The 21231-nt window shown below is 36.6% G+C and carries 21 protein-coding genes, 1 tRNA gene and 1 pseudogene; 3 read left to right on the top strand and 20 right to left on the bottom strand.

All coding sequences use genetic code 11. The features are described 5' to 3' along the window. Positions 1-47 precede the first annotated feature (47 nt). The 3 genes from I6G50_RS01675 to I6G50_RS01665 all read right to left on the bottom strand — a co-directional run bounded on the left by I6G50_RS01675 (position 48) and on the right by I6G50_RS01665 (position 2406). Positions 48-620: a hypothetical protein gene (locus I6G50_RS01675; RefSeq protein WP_197908968.1), complete on the bottom strand. Its 573-nt coding sequence runs from the start codon at positions 618-620 to the stop codon at positions 48-50. A gap of 551 nt (positions 621-1171) precedes the next feature. After that, a complete protein-coding gene (locus I6G50_RS01670; protein WP_197908967.1) occupies positions 1172-1519 on the bottom strand; it encodes a YxeA family protein in 348 nt (115 codons plus the stop codon). A gap of 206 nt (positions 1520-1725) precedes the next feature. Continuing rightward, positions 1726-2406 carry a type II CAAX prenyl endopeptidase Rce1 family protein gene (locus tag I6G50_RS01665; protein ID WP_003135351.1) on the bottom strand — a complete coding sequence of 227 codons (681 nt, stop codon included), beginning with the start codon at positions 2404-2406 and terminating at the stop codon, positions 1726-1728. A 231-nt stretch (positions 2407-2637) separates the two neighbouring features. Between I6G50_RS01665 and I6G50_RS01660 the strand changes: the two genes are divergently transcribed. The 3 genes from I6G50_RS01660 (at position 2638) to I6G50_RS01650 (ending at position 4468) form a co-directional block, all read left to right on the top strand. Further along, positions 2638-2796 carry a hypothetical protein gene (locus I6G50_RS01660; RefSeq protein WP_193391120.1) on the top strand — a complete coding sequence of 53 codons (159 nt, stop codon included), beginning with the start codon at positions 2638-2640 and terminating at the stop codon, positions 2794-2796. 453 nt (positions 2797-3249) lie between these two features. Continuing rightward, positions 3250-3615, top strand: a complete 366-nt coding sequence (locus I6G50_RS01655; protein ID WP_197908966.1) for a helix-turn-helix domain-containing protein — start codon at positions 3250-3252, stop codon at positions 3613-3615. A gap of 163 nt (positions 3616-3778) precedes the next feature. After that, the gene (locus tag I6G50_RS01650) at positions 3779-4468 is read left to right on the top strand and encodes a hypothetical protein (RefSeq protein WP_197908965.1); all 690 of its coding nucleotides are present in this window, start codon (positions 3779-3781) and stop codon (positions 4466-4468) included. Between the two features lie 275 nt (positions 4469-4743). Here the strand turns inward: I6G50_RS01650 and rplS are convergent, their stop codons facing one another. The 17 genes and pseudogenes from rplS to I6G50_RS01565 form a co-directional block, all read right to left on the bottom strand. Beyond that, entirely contained in the window at positions 4744-5094 is a 351-nt protein-coding gene (gene rplS, locus I6G50_RS01645) for a 50S ribosomal protein L19 (RefSeq protein WP_081167172.1), read from the bottom strand. A gap of 93 nt (positions 5095-5187) precedes the next feature. Then, a complete protein-coding gene (locus I6G50_RS01640) occupies positions 5188-6570 on the bottom strand; it encodes a sensor histidine kinase (RefSeq protein WP_197908964.1) in 1383 nt (460 codons plus the stop codon). Between the two features lie 8 nt (positions 6571-6578). Beyond that, a complete protein-coding gene (locus I6G50_RS01635; RefSeq protein WP_081167167.1) occupies positions 6579-6974 on the bottom strand; it encodes a response regulator transcription factor in 396 nt (131 codons plus the stop codon). Beyond that, positions 6974-7627 (bottom strand): GTP pyrophosphokinase, encoded by a 654-nt coding sequence (locus tag I6G50_RS01630; protein WP_081167229.1) that lies wholly within the window; start codon positions 7625-7627, stop codon positions 6974-6976. The genes I6G50_RS01635 and I6G50_RS01630 overlap by 1 nt, the downstream gene beginning before the upstream one ends. A gap of 142 nt (positions 7628-7769) precedes the next feature. Continuing rightward, positions 7770-8432 (bottom strand): ATP-binding cassette domain-containing protein, encoded by a 663-nt coding sequence (locus tag I6G50_RS01625; protein WP_081167164.1) that lies wholly within the window; start codon positions 8430-8432, stop codon positions 7770-7772. Between the two features lie 16 nt (positions 8433-8448). Continuing rightward, positions 8449-9959, bottom strand: a pseudogene (locus tag I6G50_RS01620) (ABC transporter permease). Between the two features lie 256 nt (positions 9960-10215). Beyond that, complete coding sequence (gene mraY / locus I6G50_RS01615) at positions 10216-11208, bottom strand: phospho-N-acetylmuramoyl-pentapeptide-transferase (RefSeq protein WP_003135367.1); 993 nt, start codon at positions 11206-11208, stop codon at positions 10216-10218. Positions 11209-11296: 88 nt separating this feature from the next. After that, the gene (locus I6G50_RS01610; RefSeq protein ID WP_197908963.1) at positions 11297-13591 is read right to left on the bottom strand and encodes a penicillin-binding transpeptidase domain-containing protein; all 2295 of its coding nucleotides are present in this window, start codon (positions 13589-13591) and stop codon (positions 11297-11299) included. After that, positions 13588-13968 (bottom strand): cell division protein FtsL, encoded by a 381-nt coding sequence (locus I6G50_RS01605; protein WP_081167157.1) that lies wholly within the window; start codon positions 13966-13968, stop codon positions 13588-13590. Before I6G50_RS01605 ends, I6G50_RS01610 begins: the two co-directional genes overlap by 4 nt. A gap of 34 nt (positions 13969-14002) precedes the next feature. Then, entirely contained in the window at positions 14003-14944 is a 942-nt protein-coding gene (gene rsmH, locus I6G50_RS01600; protein ID WP_081167155.1) for a 16S rRNA (cytosine(1402)-N(4))-methyltransferase RsmH, read from the bottom strand. Positions 14945-15062: 118 nt separating this feature from the next. Then, entirely contained in the window at positions 15063-16232 is a 1170-nt protein-coding gene (locus tag I6G50_RS01595; protein WP_197908962.1) for a peptidoglycan bridge formation glycyltransferase FemA/FemB family protein, read from the bottom strand. A 60-nt stretch (positions 16233-16292) separates the two neighbouring features. Next, positions 16293-16364 (bottom strand) — tRNA-Gln (locus tag I6G50_RS01590). Between the two features lie 101 nt (positions 16365-16465). Next, positions 16466-16669, bottom strand: a complete 204-nt coding sequence (locus tag I6G50_RS01585) for a DUF2969 domain-containing protein (RefSeq protein ID WP_003135372.1) — start codon at positions 16667-16669, stop codon at positions 16466-16468. 171 nt (positions 16670-16840) lie between these two features. Then, positions 16841-17155 (bottom strand): thioredoxin, encoded by a 315-nt coding sequence (gene trxA / locus I6G50_RS01580; protein ID WP_003135374.1) that lies wholly within the window; start codon positions 17153-17155, stop codon positions 16841-16843. 86 nt (positions 17156-17241) lie between these two features. Then, positions 17242-19578, bottom strand: coding sequence for an endonuclease MutS2 (locus tag I6G50_RS01575; protein ID WP_197908961.1), 2337 nt, complete (start codon positions 19576-19578; stop codon positions 17242-17244). A 5-nt stretch (positions 19579-19583) separates the two neighbouring features. Beyond that, a complete protein-coding gene (locus I6G50_RS01570; protein WP_003135376.1) occupies positions 19584-20138 on the bottom strand; it encodes a CvpA family protein in 555 nt (184 codons plus the stop codon). A 61-nt stretch (positions 20139-20199) separates the two neighbouring features. Beyond that, complete coding sequence (locus I6G50_RS01565) at positions 20200-21180, bottom strand: NAD(P)/FAD-dependent oxidoreductase (protein ID WP_003135377.1); 981 nt, start codon at positions 21178-21180, stop codon at positions 20200-20202. Positions 21181-21231 lie beyond the last annotated feature (51 nt).

The following is a 21231-nucleotide window of genomic DNA, read 5'->3' as shown; positions in this document are numbered from 1 at the left end:
AGTAAATGCCATATGTTTGTGTAATAAAAAAGGGATTTCCCCCTTTTTTATTTTACTTTTGTTTCCCCTGTTACTTTAACTTGTTCTTCACTAGGAAGCTTATTATAAGTATCCATTAAATCTTTATTTTTAAAGATAAGATCACCATCGATCATAGCTTCTCCTTCAACTCCCTTTCCAGTTTGACCATGGAAGCCTTCGGCATTAACTTCAACATTTCCTTTTACTGTACCATTGGAAATATAAAAATTAGGGGAATTAACTTCTAAAGTATCTACAGTTAAAGTATAACGATCGGTCACTTTTCTTTCAGCGTCTTGGGTATAAAGAGCAAGTTTCCGAGCAGTTTCTCCTTCTTTGTTTTTAAAATCACCGTCTACTTTCAACGTCTTATCTGCAGCATCTAAATCTTTAGTAATTGCAGCAATCCAAGCTCCATCCTTAGAAAGTCCCTTAGACAGAGTGTCAAAACTATCAGTACCCGCAGTTGCTCCAGCGAAAACTTCTGCAGATTGTTCAGTTTTTGATTCTTCAGTTTTATCCGTACTAGAACCGCAAGCAGTCAGTACTCCCAATGATAAAACAGAAGTAGCCAATAATGAGATAATTTTTTTGTTCATAAAACTCTCCCTTTTTCTTTTCTTTCATTTTAACATAGAGCTTTGAGACTTACAAGAAAGCGGTTTCCGTTTTCTTATATAAACTGTTAAATAGGAAAGCTTTCCCTATTTTGTAAAATAAGTGACAAAAAAAGTCGTATTGGCAAGGTACGACTTTTGCATTCAGGAAATTTTAATCTATATAATTAATTTGCCTTTTCTAAGATAACATATTCATACAACACACATGTTAGCTTATGTTACTAAAAAAGCCTCCTCTAAATATTACCGAGACACTTAGAGAAAGCGAAGACAGACATTTGTAGCAAAGATAGTAAATAGTTTATTTCGGGGATCTGCCCCTATATCTGACTTAAAATGAGTATAGCAAAATTTTAGAAGGGTAGTGTTAACTTTTGATAATAAAAAAGTCACGGTGGAAAAACGTGACAGAAAGTTTCGCCATCCAGAGATAAGAACTTTCTGCATTTGCTTTTTAAAAATAAACTGATACGTCTACTTAGAGCCGATTAGTTTATTGTTTGGTCGGTTCCATCTATCTAGTCTTCTTTCTAAATATTATTTAGTGCTTTTTCTGGTACATCTTTCTTTTGAACTTCTTCCCAGCTTATGACCCCATTTTTTCGATTCCAGATGAGCTTCAGGTAAGCCTCCTGTCTGAGATTGCGAACAGTCGTAAATTTCAACTCTTTTTCTTGCCCTGTTTTACTGTATGCTTTTTCATCATAGCCAAAACCGTGCCAAGTCCCACCATCTTGGGTTTTCTGCGTCAGTTTTTCTCCATCTTTATGTATTTGTATATAGTAATCTTGTCCTCCATATTGTGAGTGATACCATGTATAACCACCGCCAATAAGTAATAGTGCCACTGCAACTAAACCTAGTAATACTTTTTTCATTTTTGTATGCTCCTGATTCTCTAGTTTGTTTAACAACTATTATTTTACTCTCTTTTAGCTTACCTCTTCTTACATATTTGTAAGAAAGAATTATATAAACTCTTTTATTTCTCCTTCATCTAAAATTGCGCCCTGACTTTCCCTTTTAGGTATACAAAAAAGCCATCATTTGTGACGACTTTAAGATATAACTTTTTCTGAATTATCTAAGCTAATAATGTAGAAAGCGAAAGCAGCAACACATCATATATAACATGTATGAGGATAGGCACCCATAGTGTTTCAGTTTTTAACCAGGCATACATCGTGGGGATATGGGCCATTCCAATTACCACAATACATTGATATAAATTTCCGTCATAAACACCATAATGACTGAGACCAAATATTGCTAATGAAGCTATTGCTGCGATTATGATTGTTTGTTTTTCTCCTCCAAATTTATTCGCTATCATGAAGACTAAAATAAATAAGGTAGCAATAAATAACTCTTCTCCCACAAGACTCATACTTATAAAGGGAATGGAAATGAACAAATCAAATATTGAACCGAGCTCTTCTACACCTGCATTATCAGCCAGCGACTGTTTGAAAAAGTCCCCTATAAACGCAAAGCCGTATGTCAAAATTATTTCTGCAAGAATGGCAAAAGCTATCCATTTCCAATCACCTTTACTCATTTTTTTAAATAATTTTTTTACACCGGGCCAGCCAAGCAAGATGGTTAAGGAAAGAAGCCCTGCTATTGTTAAAAATGTAAAGTTAAATAAACTCAACACACTTTCGCCCTGAGCAGTCATGACTCCCCAATCGCCTAATGCTATAATACCTGTAGCAGCTAAAAATGACCACAGATTTATTTTTGTTGTTTTAAAAAGTTCTAACATATAATCTCCCATTCTGTGTATAAACAGCAAAGTTCAATCCTAACATTTAATAGTACAACGCGCAACGATAAAGCCTTATAAATCAGTATCCAATACGTGCTTAGAGTTTAACTCTCAATCTTTGTGAGCGGTCTTTTTGGTGTTTTGAAGATAGTGTGCTACAATAGCAATAGAATTTCGTTATATTCGTTATAGTGTCCTTTCGATGAGAAACAAGAAAGGGGAATGCATATGACATTCACTAACAACACTAAAAACTTCAAATACACAGTATCTCTAGATACTTCAACGAACTTATTTAAAGCTTCTCTGGTTAGTACTTCTGCTCCATTAAGCAGTTTGGGTAATACCATTGAAGAAGCCGTGTATAATTTAGAAGCGATAGCATAACTGACAGTACCTATTTTGATATAGGTACTTTTTGTTTGCTTTTGCGTAAGCTAGGAAAAGGAAACCGCTCAACAGAGTGGTTAGACAAGTCAAAATTATTTACAGCGTTCTGGGCGCCTTGTCTGCACAAACAGAGACCAACAATATTTCTTGATAAATTTTTCTCCCTCCAGATTAAAGACTCCTAATTTACTTAACACATATAAATTAGTGAGCATTTCTATTAGCTCATACTTGACTTCTATAACTATATTTAGTACCATATAGTATAGAAAGAAAGCGCTTAAAATACTTTCAAGTCTATTTTATGGCGTGTTTTGTTGTATTTATTTAGTTTATTGCCAAATTTGTAGGGTAGCTCTTTACAAAAATAATTGTACTATATTTAGTTTATTTAATCGATAGATACTAAAAAAGTACTTTTATTTTTGTCCTACCTTTGAGAGGATTGACATGACTACTTTTGAAAGAATAAAAATATTAGCAGAGAAACGAAAAATAAACTTGAAATCTCTCGCATCAAACCTTGGTTTTAGTGAAAATTATTTTTATAATATGAAAAATACCCAATCTTCACCCTCTTCGGAAATACTAACTAAGGTAGCCGACTACTTCCACGTTTCCGTCGATTATCTTCTAGGACGTGAAGAAATTGCTGATATACCGTACTTGACAGTAGAACAAATATTAGACAGTATAGAAAACTATTCTGGTGGTGAATTAAATGAGTCCGATCGTGAAATGTTACGTATTATTATTGAGGCTAAGAAAGCTGCTATAAATAAAGAAATAAAAAATAGGAATATCAGTGAACCATAAGGATAACAAGAACAAGAATTCTTATTCCTTAAACTCTGGAAAAGTGAAACAGTATAAGAGAACTTTGGTATAAAAGCGAGAAAACCCTCTAAAACATACAATAGTACTTTATTTTAAAATAAGCACGTGCGCTAACCACGATAAAAGGGTAAGGAGAAATTTTATGAAGTGGAAAAAAACACTGTCTTTATTATTCATTGCTGTTACTACTCTAACAGCTAGCTTGATATTTGCTACAAATACCAAAGCAGATTCCGTAAATGTTTACCGTTTATATAATAAAGTCTCGATGGAACATTTGTATACTGCCAGCAAAAATGAATACAAATCTTTACCTAAAATTTCTAAAGACTGGAAACAGGAAGGTATTAACTTTAGAGCACAAGGTACTTCAGGTCAAAGCACAAAAGCAATTTTCCGAGTATATAACCCTCGTTCTGGTGAACACCTTTATACATCTGATAACTATGAAGTTAGAGTTCTGACAACTAAAAATGGTTGGAGAAAAGAGGGTGTGGCCTTCTATTCTCAAATTAAATCTACTAAACCTGTTTATCGTTTATACAATCCAGCGGCAGGCATTGGTGCACATTTTACTACAATGGATGCCTACGAAAAAAATAGTCTTTCTTCTCGTGGATGGAAATACGAAGGAATAGCTTGGTATGCAGCTGATCCATCAACTACAACTGTATATGTAGCTGGCAAAGATTCAAAAGTATATTGGTATAGTCGCAAAGCACTTATTGACTATGGGAATAAAGTAGGTAATCCTGTTAACCAATCTCAAATAATTATTATGTCAGAAAAAACTGCACTAAATCAAAACTTGCATCACTCATCTAAAGAATAAATTGAAGTTACAGCATTTCCGAAAAATACTCAAGAAATCACGAGATTAACACAAAAATATTATTCTCAAAATTTCTGAAAAAATATCGTGGAATAACACAAGATATTTATTTACATATTACAGGAAGAATGAAGGAAAAAACAAAAAACTTACTAGAACTACTCTAGTGAGTTTTTTAATTGCCCCCTTTTTTTAATTCCAATAATTCCATGTCTTTTCTAAGTCATTAAAATAAAAAGAAAAACCGCTCAACAGAGCGGTTAGACAAGCCAAAATTATTTACGACGTTCAGGGATACGAGCTGCTTTACCTTGCAATGCACGCAAGTAGTAAAGTTTAGCACGACGTACACGACCGTGACGGATAACTTCGATTTTTTCAACACGTGGAGTGTGAAGTGGGAAGATACGTTCTACACCAACACCGTTTGAGATTTTACGAACAGTGTAAGTTTCTGAGATACCAGAACCTTTACGAGCGATAACGACACCTTCGAACATTTGGATACGTTCGCGAGTTCCTTCGACAACTTTAGCGTGAACACGTACAGTGTCTCCAGCGCGGAATTCAGGGATATCTGAACGAAGTTGACCTGCATTGATAGATTCGATCAATGAAATAGACATTTTTTTCTCCTTTTGCTCATCAATAAAGCCTTAGGCCCAGCGGATAAACAGTTTTATTTATGCCAAATTGGCACTTCTAACATTCTATCAAATTTATTGTTTCTTTTCAAGCGTTTTTCTTGAAGTTTTGGTAAAAACCATTGTAAATACCGTTTGGTTCGCTTCACTCTCAACAAAAATTTTTCCTTGGTGCTGCTCAACGATTGTCTTTACAATAGCTAAGCCAATACCATGAACGCCGCCTGAACCCTTATAAAATCTTTCAAAAATATGAGGCAGTGTTTCTGGGTCTATTATTGTACCGTCATTTGCCACAGAAATAGTAATTTCTTGTCCCTTATTGAGACAGGTCAAGACAATTTCCGACTCTACATAGCGCATAGCGTTTGATACAAGATTACTGATGGCTCGACGCAAAGCTTTATAATCGCATGTCAGCATCACTGCTTTTTTGTCAAAGTTGGTTCTTATTTTTATTCCTCTTTGCTGAGCAAAGATTTCTTGTTCTTTAGCAATATCGCGCATAATCACGCGCACATCTTGGCTCAACATCTCTTGATGTGCGCTAAGACTATCCAGACGAGAGAGGGTAAGCAGGTCTTCCACGAGTTCACTCATCCGATCTGTTTCATAAAGAATGGTTTCACTGGCTTTTTTCGGCTCCATTACCTCATAGGAAATACCTTCTGCATAACTTTTAATGGCCATTAAAGGAGTACGAAGTTCGTGAGAGGCATTTTGGAAGAACATTTTTTGGTTTTTATCATTATTATCTAGCTGCCGTGCGGCTACATTCATATTATGAGCCAAAATAGCCAACTCACGATCTTGGAATGTCCCTTCATATTGAGTAAAGTCCCCTTGCCCGATACGTGTCGCAAATTGTGCCAAGATAGATAATGGTTTAATTAGTCTTTGTGTCACAAAAGTCACTGCTAAACCAAGAATCACAACTACAGCTAGCGCCACGGAAACCAAGAATAAATTAACCGAATTTGTGAAATTAATGATTCCTGTTATATCAACATATAAAATTTGATACTGCCCTGCACCTTGCTGAATTGTTTCAATATAAAAAGTACTTCCTGAAGTATCCAGTCGATAATTTTTAATTTTACTCAGAGATACTTTTTGATTTTTTAGAGCTTGAGCAATATTATTTGCTGTTTCTTTTTCAAAGTTACCTACTTCTGCTAAATTCTGAACTTCATAGTCCTCATTAATGTCGAAAGCCATCGGATGAGTGTTTAAGCTACCTCGTGGCGCATCATCTAAATCCGCCGATATGCTACCTGAAGGAGCCGTAGCTTCGGTCTGATAAACTCTCACTTGGGACAGCTGCTTTGCAGCAGAATTACTAATATAACTATTAATCAAAAGATTAAAAATCAATATAATCCAAAGAAAGGCAAAAAAAACAAATCCAATATTTGTAAGAAGCAAGCGTGTTTTAATACTCGGTGGTCTTCTTATCATATTGTCTCCTACTCTACTTCTTCATTTTTTTGCTTTTCAAACTCAATGCGACGGAAAATTGCTTTTACACGCATTACTAGTTCCATCGGACTAAAGGGTTTAGTAAAGTAATCATCACTCCCCAAATCCAAGCCAGTGGCGTAATCAAGGTCACTATCACGTGCAGTCAGCATAATAATTGGAACAATACTTTGAGCACGGAGAGCTTTCAAAATTGTAAAGCCATTGGAACCGGGCATCATCACATCAAGTATAACAAAATCACTAGCTTGTTCATTAAAGCGTTCCAGTAATTCATCTCCTGTAGAAAAATCTTCTACTACAAATTCTTCTTTTTCCAAAAAAGCTTTGATTGCCAAGCGTATGTTGTCATCGTCATCCGCAATATATATTGTTTTAGCCATTAGATTTCCTCCTCATTAATCATGTCTACCAGCTCATGAATAAGATACATCCGATTATCCAAAGCATGAATTTGTTCCGCACAGACTTGAAGTTCATTACTGAGATGATCCGGCATTTCTCCACCATATTTGTAACGTACCTTGTGCTCTAAAGTAGCCCAAAAGTCCATTGCCGAAGTACGAAGTTGTATTTCCACCCGACAGCACTCATTGTTAAAAAGTGGGCCAAGATCCACTTCTAAAATCATGTGGTATGAGCGATAACCACTAGGTTTTGGATGATTCAAATAATCTTTTTCACTCACAACATTAAAAGCTTCTTGGTTTTTAATGATCTCTACAATTTCATAAATATTTTTGGCATAGGCACAAATGATTCTAACACCTGCTATATCGGATAAATAATGAGCAGCTGCTTCCGCCGTTATAGGTAAATCTTTTTTCTTTAATTTGCCTGCGATACTTTCTGGGGATTTGATTCTCTTTTTAATATGCTCAATGGGGTTAACGGGCTCATAAGCATTATAGTAAGCATTGAGGTTAGATAATTCAGTCATGATTACGGCTAAAGCACATTCATATTTGACCAAATTACGCTTAAGTTTTTCAAATTCCTCAACTTCAAAGCGGGTGGTTATTATTTTTTTATTCATATCAAATTCCATTCTTGAAAGTCTTTTCACATACCTCTATTATACCAAAGGCTGTAAAATTTATCCTATTTGGCAACCAGATTTCTTCCCGCTTTGAACGTACTGATAAAATGAAAGGAGCTCTCGCTCCTTTTCTTCCTTTTCATGTTACTTCTTCAAATTTCCTGTTTTTTAACTGAAATACTGTATCCGAAGCCCGTGCGACCTCTGTCTCATGTGTAACAATGATAACTATTTTATTGTCCTCATGGGCAATCTTTTTAAACAAGTCGACAATTTGCTGTGTCGTTTTCTCATCAAGATTTCCCGTAGGCTCATCGGCAATAATTATATCGTGGTTTAAAACAAGAGCACGAGCAATAGCAACACGTTGCTGTTGTCCCCCAGAAAGCTTACTGACTGGCTTATAAATCATGTCTTCAGTTAATCCAACTTTTGCTAAACTTTCTACAATAGTATGTTCTTCGTCCTCGAATTGTACCTTTGAAATACGAACAGCGGTCTTAACATTTTCAAAAGCAGACATATAGGTCAATAAGTTATAGGCTTGAAACACTGTCGAAACGATTTTTTTACGATAATTCGTCAAGTCGCTAGCTTTGATTTCTTTCCCTTCAAATTTGATTTGTCCTGATTTGGGGAGGTCTAAACCAGCCAGTAAGGATAAGAGTGTTGTTTTTCCACTTCCGGATTGTCCGAGAATCGTATACAATTTTCCTTGATGGAAGGTCTCTGTTACATCTTGAAAGAGATAGTCTTCAGGATTGGTGTAGTAATAAGTCAGTTTTTCTATTTCTAATGCCATATTTTTTCCTCTTTCCTTAATTGGTCAGTACCTGTTTAGGATTCAATCGTAAAATACCGATAGCAGCGAGTCCTACTGCGACCAAAGTAATTAAAAGTGCAATAGCCGCTAGTGTAGCAATTTGTTGGGCTGATGTTTTGACTTCAAGCTTATTTACAGCTTCTTTTTGGCTTGCACTTTGCCCTATGCCTAAAGTAGAACGTATCGCATTTTCGCCCCCATTTCCTGGTGCTCCGTTTCCTGCTTCAGTAGGGCTACCTTGTCCTTCTGGCCCAGCTTTCTGTTCTTTATCATTGGTTTGACTCGTTTGCGTTTCTTGCTTAAGGAGCTGTTGCCCAACTGCATTTCCCACAAAATTCCCTGCAGCCGAAGCAATACCAATCGAAACAATCATTATCATAAAGAGTTCCGTAAAGAATTGAGCAAGTATTTTACCTTTTGTCTCACCCAAGCTCATAAGTACCCCGATTTCAAATCTTCGTTCACGTACCATAAGCATAACGATAAGCGCAAGTATAAGGGCTCCAGCTATAGCAACGAGGATAACAATATTCTTCGCAAAACTACTGATGTTATTCAAGGGTTGGAGCATTTGCTTATAAATAGCATCATTTGATTGAACTTCAAATTGATCTGTATCTATGAGTTTGTTGGCTTTTGTAACAAAATCACTGGTAGCTTCTGGATTCTCTAGGTTAAAAACTGCACTACTGATAGTATTGGTGGTTTCTTGAATAGCATTAGGGACGCTAAGTGCTGTATAAAGTTGGTTTGCTGGCTCCATAAAACTAAAGTTGGAAGACAAGTCACTTCCTGTTGAGCCAGATTTATAAATACCCACAATGGTCATCTTATAGGTTTTATCATTACTATCTTTAAGTGTAAAGGTTGAATTTACCTTTAGTTTATTTTGATCAGCTAAACTTTCTTCAATTACAACGTTGTTTGTTCCTTCATCTGAGGCATTAATGGCTCGGCCTGTTGTGATTGTATTGTTCCTCCAGAAAAATCTGAAGAAGCCCCTAAATCATTTGTACCAATGATTTGGAAATCACCAGATTCTTGATTAGCAGAGTCAGGCATTGCTGGTCCTCCACCAAATCCACTAGGCTGATCGCTGCTGGCGTCAGATGTAGAATCCGTAGTACTTACGGCTTCTATACCCTTACTTGCATCAGCAGTAGCTTGTTTGGTGTAAGAATAAGATTTTACTCCAGAAAGCTTTGCTATTTTGTCCGCATCTGCTTTAGTAATATCAGGCATTTCAATCGGCGTTCTACTGTTGTTGCCTGAACTCGAACTTTGACTAGCACTTCTAGCTTTTTCCATTATTGCTTGTCGGTTTACCGATAAAGTTACTGTTGCGCCTGCGCTTTTTTTGGCGTTTTCAATTGAGCGATTGGCTGCTGTATTAATAACCAATCCCGAAAGGACAAAAACGAGTATTGCTGAAAAAGCAACAGTAAGTAGAATCGTTCTTGATATTTTGGCTTTCGTAAAAAGCCAAGCCCGTCTTATAAAATCCATGTATTAATCCTCAATATTTCTGTTCTAGTGTTTTTTTTTATTTTGCCTTTCACTGCATCTTTGTGAACGTAATTAATTTTTTTAAGAATAAGTTCATTGTTCTTTTTCCTTCCTTTTCTTTAATAAAAAGATTATATATTTATTAACTTAAGAGGTACTCAAGTAGAACTTAAGCTTTCCTAAAAGAAAAAGAAATTTTAATTTAAAGTGATTTTACACACAAAAAAAGACGAACCAAGATTCATCTTTATAAATTTTATATATTGAAATAAATGAGTAAAGCTGCAGTTGACAAAACTAAGGTTACACACCAAAAGACAATATCTATTTTCCATTCACTCCAGCCTTTTCCCTTACCAGAAAAACCGCCTAGTTCGAAATGATGGTGAATGGGGGTCATCCGAAAAATACGTTTTCCATGTGTGACCTTGAAGTATGAGACTTGCATCATAACTGAAACTGTTTCTAGAATGTAGATAAATCCGATTAAAAGAAGAGACCATTCTACATGTAAAAGTATCGAAACAATAGCAATAAATCCGCCTAGCCCGAGACTTCCCACATCACCCATAAATATTTTTGCTGGTTTGCGGTTGAAGAAAAAGAAAGCAAGCAAACCACCAATAACAGATAATATAATGAGGAGTACATCATAGCGTCCTTGAGTCGCAGCAATTATAGCATAGGCACCTAAAGAGATGGTAACTGTGATACTGGCTAAACCATCAATACCATCTGTAAGATTTACAGCATTTGACCAGCCCACGAGCCAAAAGATGATAAAGAGAGCAAAGAACCAACCTAAGTCAATTTGCCAGCCTAAAATATTAAGAACGTTAGTGCTATCTACTTGTACGAGTATCAAATAGGAAACAATACCCGTAGCTATCTGTGCCAAAAGTTTATGGCTCGCTTTAAGACCTCCATGATTCTTTTGACTAAATATCTTCATGAAATCATCTAAGAAGCCAATCAAAGAGTACATGGCTAACACCCACCATGCAGTAATAAACATCGGTGTAAACTGTGCGAAGATTAAGGCAAACACTGCTGAAACAACAAGCGCTGTGACTACAAAGACGAGACCTCCCATTGTAGGCGTACCTGACTTACTGGCGTGTTGTTTTACTTCTTCAAGAGTGGGTTGTCCCCCAAGTTTTTTCTTGTGAAAAAACATGATAAAGCGTGGAATTCCGATTACGGTTAAAACCATCGCGACTAGAGCTGCTAAAAATGCAGTGATTAACATAGTGCCTCCGACTGTTACTTAGAAACTGTGTTTCTTTTATTTATAGAGCTTTATGTGGCTCAAAATTGAAAGAGGCGAAAAATTTCGCCTAATTCATCGTTACTGTGATTGTCTGATTATTTTTTAGTTTAGTTCCCATCACAACACTTTGGGTGTTAACTTGGTCACCAGAACCTTGATAATCAATTTTTAGATTGTACCATTTAGCAAGCTGTTCAACTTGTTCTTTCGACCACTTGAACATATCTGGCATGATATGATCTCCTTCAGTGAGAAGCATAATGCGTGTATTGGCACTAACTTCTTCACCTTTAGCTATCGATTGAGCAGTTACCTTAGCACCTTGTCCGATAACTATTGGTGATAAGAGACTACGACGTAGCTCATCTGAAACATTACCAGGTGATTTATCTTTGTAGTCAGCAATGGTAACTTTACCTTCTTTCAAACCTGAAGTATCCGAAGCAGCCGCTTCTTGATTCTTGATTTGTTCTGCACGTGTTATCAACGGATTGGCAACATCAGAAATATAAGTCAAAGACCAAGTGCTAGATGGAATCTTAATGTTCATGTAGAAGATAAAGTCTGGATTCTCTGCAGGGTACATAGCTACAGCAGAGTAGATGTTATCCTGCATACCCTCAAGGTAGCCACCTTTTTCTGAGGCAATCTGAGCTGTACCTGTCTTCACAGCCATACTATTTCCGTTTACCATGAAAAGTGGTCCAGGCTCATGACCTTGAGAATCCACCGTCAAATAAGACGTTCCCCATATTGGGTCTGTATTCACACCTACCATGAGGTTGTTGGTTTGACTAATCGCACTTTCCGAAACAGGACGACCGATAACTTCTTTTTGTGCTTCCAGATAAGTATTTTTGTCTTTATCGACAATCTTACTTACAACATGAGGCTCAAGCATCTCCCCTTTATTACCAAAGCTTGTCCAGCCACGTAAGAGTTGAATCTGCGTGGTACTAATACCTTGTCCAAATGAAGACTGAACTTGAGAAACTGCATTATCATCCGGAAGAGAACCGAATTGTTCTCCCCCCATACCGATACGTGTGGGTACACCAAATTTGAAGCGACGCAAGTAGCTATCCCAAAGGTCTTTACCCATATTTTGAACAATACGGCTCATACCCGTATTACTTGACATCATAAAGCCTTGAGCATAAGTCACTGTTGACGGTAACTTAAAGGTACTATCTTCACTTTCATTGACATCCCAGTCATTGATCACAACATCGTATAGATTTACACGACGGAAATAACTTGAATTCAAATCCACTTTATTACTGTCAAGTGCTGATGCCATGAGGAAAGTTTTCATTACTGAACCAGGTTCAAACTGTGACTGATAAAGCATACTGTTTTCCGTAAAGTGTGGTTGCTCTCTGGTTGCTTTATCATTGAAGTTTTTGGCAGTAAATGTTGGCCGTTGTGTTGTAGCAAGGATGTCGCCTGTATGGGCATCCATCAAGGTAGCAGAGAGTTGCTGACCTCCTGAATTTTTCACAGCTGTATCCATGAGTGTTTCAAGATTACTTTGTAGACGGGCATCTAAGGTTGTATATAAATCTTGTCCATTTCTAACTTGCTTACTTACAGTTGTTGTTCCTGGTAAAGGACGACCATAACGGTCTTTTTCATAAGTTTCTTCGCCATTTGTACCACTAAGGATATTATTAAATGAAGCTTCCAAACCATTGATACCTACCAAACCTGAACCCGAATCACCTGGTGTCTTAAGCTGCGCAATTCCAATAAATTGTGAAGCATAGTTAGGCTCTGGATAGGAACGCGTCAAGTTAGGCGTAAAGCCAATCCCAACTAAGCCTGCATTTTCTGCATCCTTTTTCATTTGTTCCATTTTTTCCAAAGGAATCTTTGTTCCTGCTGAACCAAATTGAACTTGAGATTTTCCAGAATTAAGCTGTTGCTCAATCAGTGTTTTGTCAATACCTAACTCTTTATTCAAAAAGTCTGTCACTTTACCAAAATCTGACTTGTCAACATAAAGTTTATTATTGTTATTATCTACTTGTGTTTCATCCAGCACTGCATAGACCGTATAATCACTGGCATCAACGGCTAAGGGAATTCCATTCCTATCATAAATCGTTCCGCGCTTAGCATAGACAGTAGTTGTGTTTAAATAGTTTGTTTTGGCCATCTCGGAGATATTCACACCACCGATTTGGTTAACTGTTATAATCCAGACAAAGCGAAATATAAAAATCGCAAACAGAGCAATAGCTACTACAAATAGACTCTTACCGACACGTTTACGATTTTGTTCAGGTCTTTGATGACTTTTTTTCGCTTTTTTCGAAATACGTCTGAAAGGGAGAGTAATTATTCGAAAAATAGTTTTCATTTTGTCGCTTTCAATACATTATCAGGGTTGTAGGAGATACCATATTTATCCGTAACTTTTTGAAGTTTGGCTTGGGATGTTAGCTCCTGTATTTTCTGATCATATTCAGAATTTTTTTGCTCTTTAACAGTGATTTGACTGTTATAGTGCAAAGTACTGCTTTCAATTTCCTGTGTTTTTGTTTGAATGAAGAGTTGGGTTATTGCTAACATTAAAGCAACCACAACCATAGAAAGATAAAATGCTTTTTCAACCCCAGAAAAGCTTTTGAATTTTTTAGCTAAAACTTCCGGTGCTAACGAGTCTTTTGAGATTGCATAGCTGTCCTTTTTAGCTGCCGTTTCAATATCAAAATATTCTTTTGGTTGTGCTGCCATATTTATCTCCCCTCTCTACTTTCATTTTCAGGATTTAATCTTTTTGTTTTTCGGCCACACGCAACTTAGCACTATGGGCCCGGTTATTAAATGCAAGTTCCTCAGAGCTTGCAAGGATTGGTTTACGATTTACTAATTTTAGTTTAGCTTCCATATCTTTAGGAATCATCGGAAGTCCTTTAGGTACATCAACCGTACTATATTCTTTGAAAATCGTTTTGGTTAAGCGATCTTCTAAAGAATGGAACGTGATTACACTTATCCGTCCTGAAACTTTAAGGAGATCAATAGCTTCTTCAATAGATTCTTCAGCAGCGCCAAGCTCATCATTAACTTCAATCCGAATCGCTTGAAAAATACGCTTTGCCGGATGGCCTTTTTTCTTAAGCTCTTTTTGAGGTAAGGCAGTTTTTATCAAATCTGCTAACTCTGTTGTTAATTCAATAGGCTTTAGCTTTCTTGCTTGCTCAATCTTGCGCGCAATTTGTTTAGAAAATTTTTCTTCACCATAGCGATAAAAAATTCGAACCAAGTCTTCATAAGGATAGTCATTGACGACTTCATAAGCAGAAAGTGCTTGAGATTGATTCATTCTCATGTCCAAACGTGCTTCTTTTTTATAAGAAAAACCACGCTGAGTATCATCAAATTGTGGGCTAGAAACGCCGAGATCATAGAGAATTCCATCAATTTTTGTAACTCCTAGTTCGGCTAAGCTAGAGCGCAAATATCGGAAATTACTTTTTATTAATGTGACTTTCTCTTCTTCTAGAGCTGTTTTTAAACGTATCTTAGCATTTTCATGTGCTGTTTCGTCTTGATCAAATGAATAGAGATGACCTGTTGTCAACTTACTCAAAAGATATTCACTATGTCCTGCTCCACCAAGAGTTGCATCAACATAGATGCCATCAGGTTTAACCTCAAGCATATCAACGGTTTCGTGTAGCATTACAGTGTCATGCTTGAATTCCATGTTTACAAGTTTACAGGCGAAAAACGCCATCCTTCCCTAATAGCTAATATTCATTATAACATTTTTCTCAAAAATGTATAGTAGTTTACAACCTCTTGTAAACTTTTTCTGTCAGTCCTCAATGTTTTGTCTTCCGGCGCATATACAATGAATTCGCCATTTTATAGAGGAGTTTGCTCACAGGTAAGTCAAATTCGCCCACATATTCTTCTATACGAGGATTGAAATGCTTTTTGAATTTCAAAAGTCCATCTTTTTCCGAAAGAGAATTTTCCAAACCACCCATATTAAGGGTATTTGCACCCTTTTCAAAAGCATGTTGAATGGTTTCAAACCATACGAGGTAAGAAGGATAATACTTTTGAAAAGCTGTGTCTGTTCCCGCATACAGAGTCTCTGCGGCACCAAAAGCATTAATAGATAAAGTGCCAGCTACAGGAATAACTGCGCCTTTTTCAGCAATAAAAGCAGAAATATCAGAAACATTTTTTTCCGCAATTGCCAGCTCTTCAGTTAGAGTTTTTAGGCGCTTTTCATTCTTCGCTTTTGATTGATTATCTTTGATTTTTTCCACATTGGCTTCCATGTCAGCCTTCACTTTAGACATATCAAATTTCACTAAAGTTATGAAGGCATCTGAACCATATGTGTCCAAAAGTTTGGTATAGTAGTCGGCATTACGAAGGCTTACATTTTTGCGGGCCTCTGTCTTTTTCATTAATTCAGCAAATACAGGGACTAGCTCCTTTCCCCCAAAAATAACTTCTGGGTAAGAATTTCTTGCCTTGCGAATAAATTGACGTGTTTTTTTATCCAGAACTTCTTCTGAAAAATCTTCTTTATAAATGACAGCATTATACCTTGGTTGAATTGTATCGTGCATTTCTGTAGTACGTCCAGTATATTCAACGCCAGCATTTGTTAAATTTGTCATGATATCATACGCATCATCAAATTTATAAGCAGGGTCAAATTTGATGAAAAGTGCTTTCTGTCTTTTCCCAAATTTTTTCAATTCTAACAAAACAAACTTTAATAAAGCTTTATCTGTATAATCCATCAAAATCCCACGCGGAATATACAGCATCGTAAATCCAAGGGGAAGCGGGCGAATTAAAACTAAACTACTAGCAACCAATCTTTTATCTTTATAAAAACCAATGATTTCTGATTTCCAACTACTTTTAATTGTAGCCCATTTTGACGTTTGTAAGAGGTTTGGCATGCCCGAGGCAGCAACAAACTCATCATGAAGATGAGCATCAAGTCCAATTTTTACTGTATACATATCTCTATTCTATCAAAAATTATTAAAAAAAACAGGCTCAGTTTGAACCTGTCTGCATAACTGGGGTAGCTGGATTCGAACCAACGCATGAGGGAGTCAAAGTCCCTTGCCTTACCGCTTGGCTATACCCCACTGTCTATCTTTCGACAACAGTAAATATTTTATCAAATTAATAAATAGTTTTCAAGAATTTACTATTCATTTATAAGTATAAGATGGTAATTTGGGTAAGTTTAGGCACCCAAATTGTAAGCTTTAATTGCTTCTTCCAAGGCATCCGCAAAATTACGCGTTACTGTAAGTTCTTTTCCAGAAGTAAGGACGACAAAATTGCCATTTTCTTCATTAATTTCAGCGATGATTTTTTTGCCTGATTTGACTTGAACACCAGTTTTTGTATCAATAATTTCAATTTCTGTATCTTTTTTCTTAGACATTTTAAACTCCTTTAACTTTAAATATAGAGAATTTAACCTCAACTTTTCCATGATACCATTTTGCTCGCTATTTGTCACGCTGTTTTACGAGAAATGCTGTCTATCACTTGAAGAGACAAATTATATTACAAAAAAAGAAATACCGGCCATGGTATTTCTTATAATTTTATTTTATGATAATTCTGCAACAGCAGCTTTGAGTTGAGCTTTAGTTTGAACTCCAACTACTTGTTTAACCATTTGACCATCTTTAAAGAAAATCAATGTAGGAATGCTCATTACACCGAAAGCTTGTGGTGTTTCAGGATTTTCATCGACATCAAGTTTACAAATTTTAAGTTCTGACTCGTCAAGTTCTTCTCCCAATTGTTCCAAAATAGGTGCTTGCATACGACAAGGACCACACCATGTTGCCCAAAAATCTACAAGTACTAGTCCATCTTTAATTTCTTCTTTAAAAGTAGCATCAGTGATATTATATTCCATTTTTATTTCCTCGTTCTTTATTATGACTACATTCTAGCGAATTTTTAACTGCTTTACAAATATTATGATTTTCTTTACAATTTAAGTCATTTTAAAGTAGCAATTGTTGCGCCACTTCCACCAGCATTTACAGGAGCATATTCATAACTCTTAATATGACGGTGTTTTTGCAACTTTTTCTGCACCATTTCACGAATTACGCCAGTACCAATACCATGCACAATTGTGATTTGTAAAAGATTAGCAAGCAATGCTTGGTCAATGTAATTATCCAGCTCAAGTTCTGCTTCTTCATAACGCATGCCACGTAAATCTAATTGTGCTTTAACTTTATTGCTTACTTTCCGTGTAACAGCTTTTGTCTTGGCGGGTTGGCTTTTCGCAATTTCTTCTTCTGTCAGCTCAAATTCATCTTCTTGCAGTTTGGTCATTATTGAACCCATCTGAACTTGCCAACGCCCGTCTTTTTCCAGGCGAATAAGCTTACCACGTTGTCCATAAGCCGTAACAACAACTTCTGCGCCTTGTTTAAGACCGCGCTGAGCTTTTGCTTTTTTCAAAATTTTATTCTTACTGTAATCAACAGAAGGAACTAGATTCTCGAGTTCACCACGAGCAGCAATAATTTCATGGGGCTTAAGTTGCGCTTTTTCATTGAGATTTTTGAGAATATCTTGAGCCTCTTGGCTTGCTTTTTTCACAACTTCTTGGGCTTCTTGTTTTGCTTTTTGAAGTTCTAAATCACGTTCTCGATTCACTTGATCATAAACTCGAGTTAAATCCTTGTGGAGGTTAATATTCTCTCTTTCCAGCCTTTTGATATTTGCTGCTGCTTCTGTAACTTCCTTGGTTTTCTCTTCAAGGCTCGCAATCATATGGTTCACGTCATGTTCTTCATCCGAGACCATATTGCTGGCTTCCTGAATAATCTGATCTGATAAACCTATGCGTCGTGAGATTTCTAAAGCATTTGACCGACCTGGCACACCAAGCTGTAGACGAAAAACTGGGCGCATCTTATCAATATCAAATTCCATGCTGGCATTAATAACCTCTGGTGTTTCTACACCGTAAGCCTTAAGTTCTGGATAGTGGGTACTCGCCAGTGTTTTCACATGTTTTTTACGCAAAAATTCTAAAATAGCAATGGCCAAGGCAGCTCCTTCTTTAGGATCTGTACCTGCACCCAGCTCATCAAAAAGAACCAATGATGTATGATCAGCTTTTTCTAAAATTTCGACAATATTTGTCATATGACTTGAGAAAGTTGAGAGGCTTTGCTCAATGGATTGTTCGTCTCCAATGTCCGCAAAGATTTCAGAAAAAATGTGTGCCCGACTTCCCGCACTGGTCAAAATAGGCAAACCAGACTGTGCCATTATAGTCAAAAGGCCGACTGTCTTCAAGGTAATCGTTTTACCACCAGTATTGGGTCCAGTGATTACAATCGTATTTAGTTTACTGTCAAACTTTATGTCATTTGCCACAACAACTTTGGGATCAATCAGCGGGTGACGCGCCTCATAGAAACATATGTCATTATCAGCTGCCAATTCCGGAATACTTGCTTTGTATTTCAATAGATAATTGTACTTCGCTTTAATTAAATCTAAATGCCCCTGCAACCAAGCATTTTGTCGGATATCTGGAGTGAATGGTTTTAACTTCTCGCTTAATTCGCGGAAGATGCGAATGATTTCATTTTTCTCTTCAATTTTCTTTTGGTTCAGATTGTTATTAAGCGAAACGACAGCGTTAGGTTCAATATAGAGCGTTTGACCTGTTGCTGACATATCATGAACGACACCAGAGATTTTATTCTTGCTATCCGCACGGACAGGTAACACTTGTCGATCATTACGAACTGTAATCAAGTTTTCTGTTAAAGCCCCTGCATTTTTAGACAAAAGCTCTTGCATCACTTTTTTTATGTCGGACTGATAACGTTTAATTGCAGAGCGTATGTGCATTAGCTCAGATGAAGCATTATCATAGAGTGTGCCAGAATTGTCAAATATTTCTAGTTCCTTGTTAACAGAAGAAAGTTCTGCAAATTTACTGATAAGTTCTTCTAGAGTAGGAATATTTACATTCTCTGCTTCATCAAAATAACGCAGAATATTTAATCCTTGTTGGACAATTTTTTTAATTTCAACAAATTCACGGCCACTAAGCTGTGCATCAAGTTCTAGACGTCGTAGTATTTCACTGATATCTGCTGTTTTAGAAAGATGAATTTGCCCATTTTCTTGCGCTAAATTTTCAAATTCAGCTAATTCATCAAACAATGTTTGGATTTTTTTAGGATCAGAAAGTGGCTCTAATTCAGCCAACTCTTTTTTTCCCTGAGCTGTTGTTAAAAAGGCCAAGAATTGCTCTTTGACCTTGTCAAATTCTAAAATTTGGATAATTTTTTTATTCATAAGTTTTAAAGATTACCTATTATGTTCTCAATAAAGATATTTTTCAGCATTCCCGAAGAAATTGGGGTATGACTTACCATAAGGCGGACGAGTGCCGAAGCATTCAAATGATTTTGTACCACTGGCATAGGTACAAGCGCCAATAAGGTAACGGCCATTTGTAGACCAAAATAAGTCGCCCCCACTGCCAAAACACCTGCAATAATTTTCCCGTTTTTTCCAAGCGGCTGGAGACGCGTGATATGCACAAAAAGCCCAATCAAACGAATAATCACATAGGACACCACAAAAATTAGGATAAAAGCAAGTCCGGCGTAGAAAGCATCATCAATCTGGAAAAGCATACTGTTATCAAAGAAAAGCAGTCGAGAATCAGCAGTAGCACTGGAAAAAGGCACCCACATCGTCAGATGGGAAGCTAATTCCTTATAATTTAAGAAGGCAATAATAGCCGAAATAATTATTCCCAAACTATAGAGAGCTTGCAAAATCAAACCGCGAGAATAGCCAACTATAAAAGACCATACAAGTAATATTAAAATGAGTAAGTTAATAAGCATAATGTTTTCCTAAATTCCTGTAAATCATTCGTATTCCTACCCATTATACCTTATTTTCCTGTCATTTACCAAATAGGCTTGAAGAATGACCTTTTTGTAAGCTGTGACTGAACTCTAACTTTTGGGTCATATCATTGATAGCCAGTACGGCTTCACCAAAACCGACAGACATCAAAGGTGCTTTTCCTTCATAATCACTGGCGTCACCCGCTACATATAAGCCTGAAATATTTGTTTGCTGCTGACGATTGGATTGAATTCTTCCTCGACGGCTCATTTCTAGTTCTTCACTAAGATTCACATGATTTGTCATCATACCATAATTTACTAATATTTTTTCTACTTCCAAAGGATGTATTTCTTCTGACTTCACACGTTGAAGGTGGAGACCTTTTGTAGATAAATGATTCGGCAAATAAGGTGTATGGACTTTAACTGTTGATTGTTCAAGCTCTGCCACAGTGAGGGCGTGCGCTCTAAATGAAGGACGACGATGAATCAAATGAACTTTACTGGCTACTTTTTCTAACATTAATGCCCAGTCTAAAGCACTGTCTCCCCCACCAAGAACCGCAACTTCTTTTCCTCGATATTCTTCTAAACTCTTAATGAAGTAGTTAAGTTTTCCTACATTATGGAGTTCATCTTCACCTTCAAGATTAAGTTTTCGTGGACTTAACAATCCCGACCCAGTCGTCAGTAAAACTGCTTTTGACTTATGTGTTCTCTTATCTGTTTGAAGTTTGAAAGTACCGTCAACTTCATCTTGACTAATATTTTCGACTTTCTCATTTAAGTAAAGTTCATGAGGCACACGCGCGAGCTGCGTCAAAAGGTTTACTGTCAAGTCTGCTCCTGAAATTTCAGGGAGTCCCGCTATATCATATATCATTTTTTCAGGATAGAGGGTTTGAGGTTGACCACCGGCTTCTTCTAAAGCCTCAATAATCTTAACAGACATACCACGCATTCCAGCATAAAATCCAGCGTAGAGACCAACAGGACCTGCACCAATAATTGTTAAATCGTATAAAGTTTCCATGCATTCATTATAGCAAATTTGTCAAAAGTTTTTTACATTGTGAGATTTTAT

It is taken from the genome of Lactococcus garvieae (genome assembly GCF_016027715.1).
GTDB classification, from domain to species: domain Bacteria; phylum Bacillota; class Bacilli; order Lactobacillales; family Streptococcaceae; genus Lactococcus; species Lactococcus garvieae_A.
Note: the sequence above shows the minus strand (reverse complement) of the source record. Positions and strands in the feature narration are given on the sequence as shown.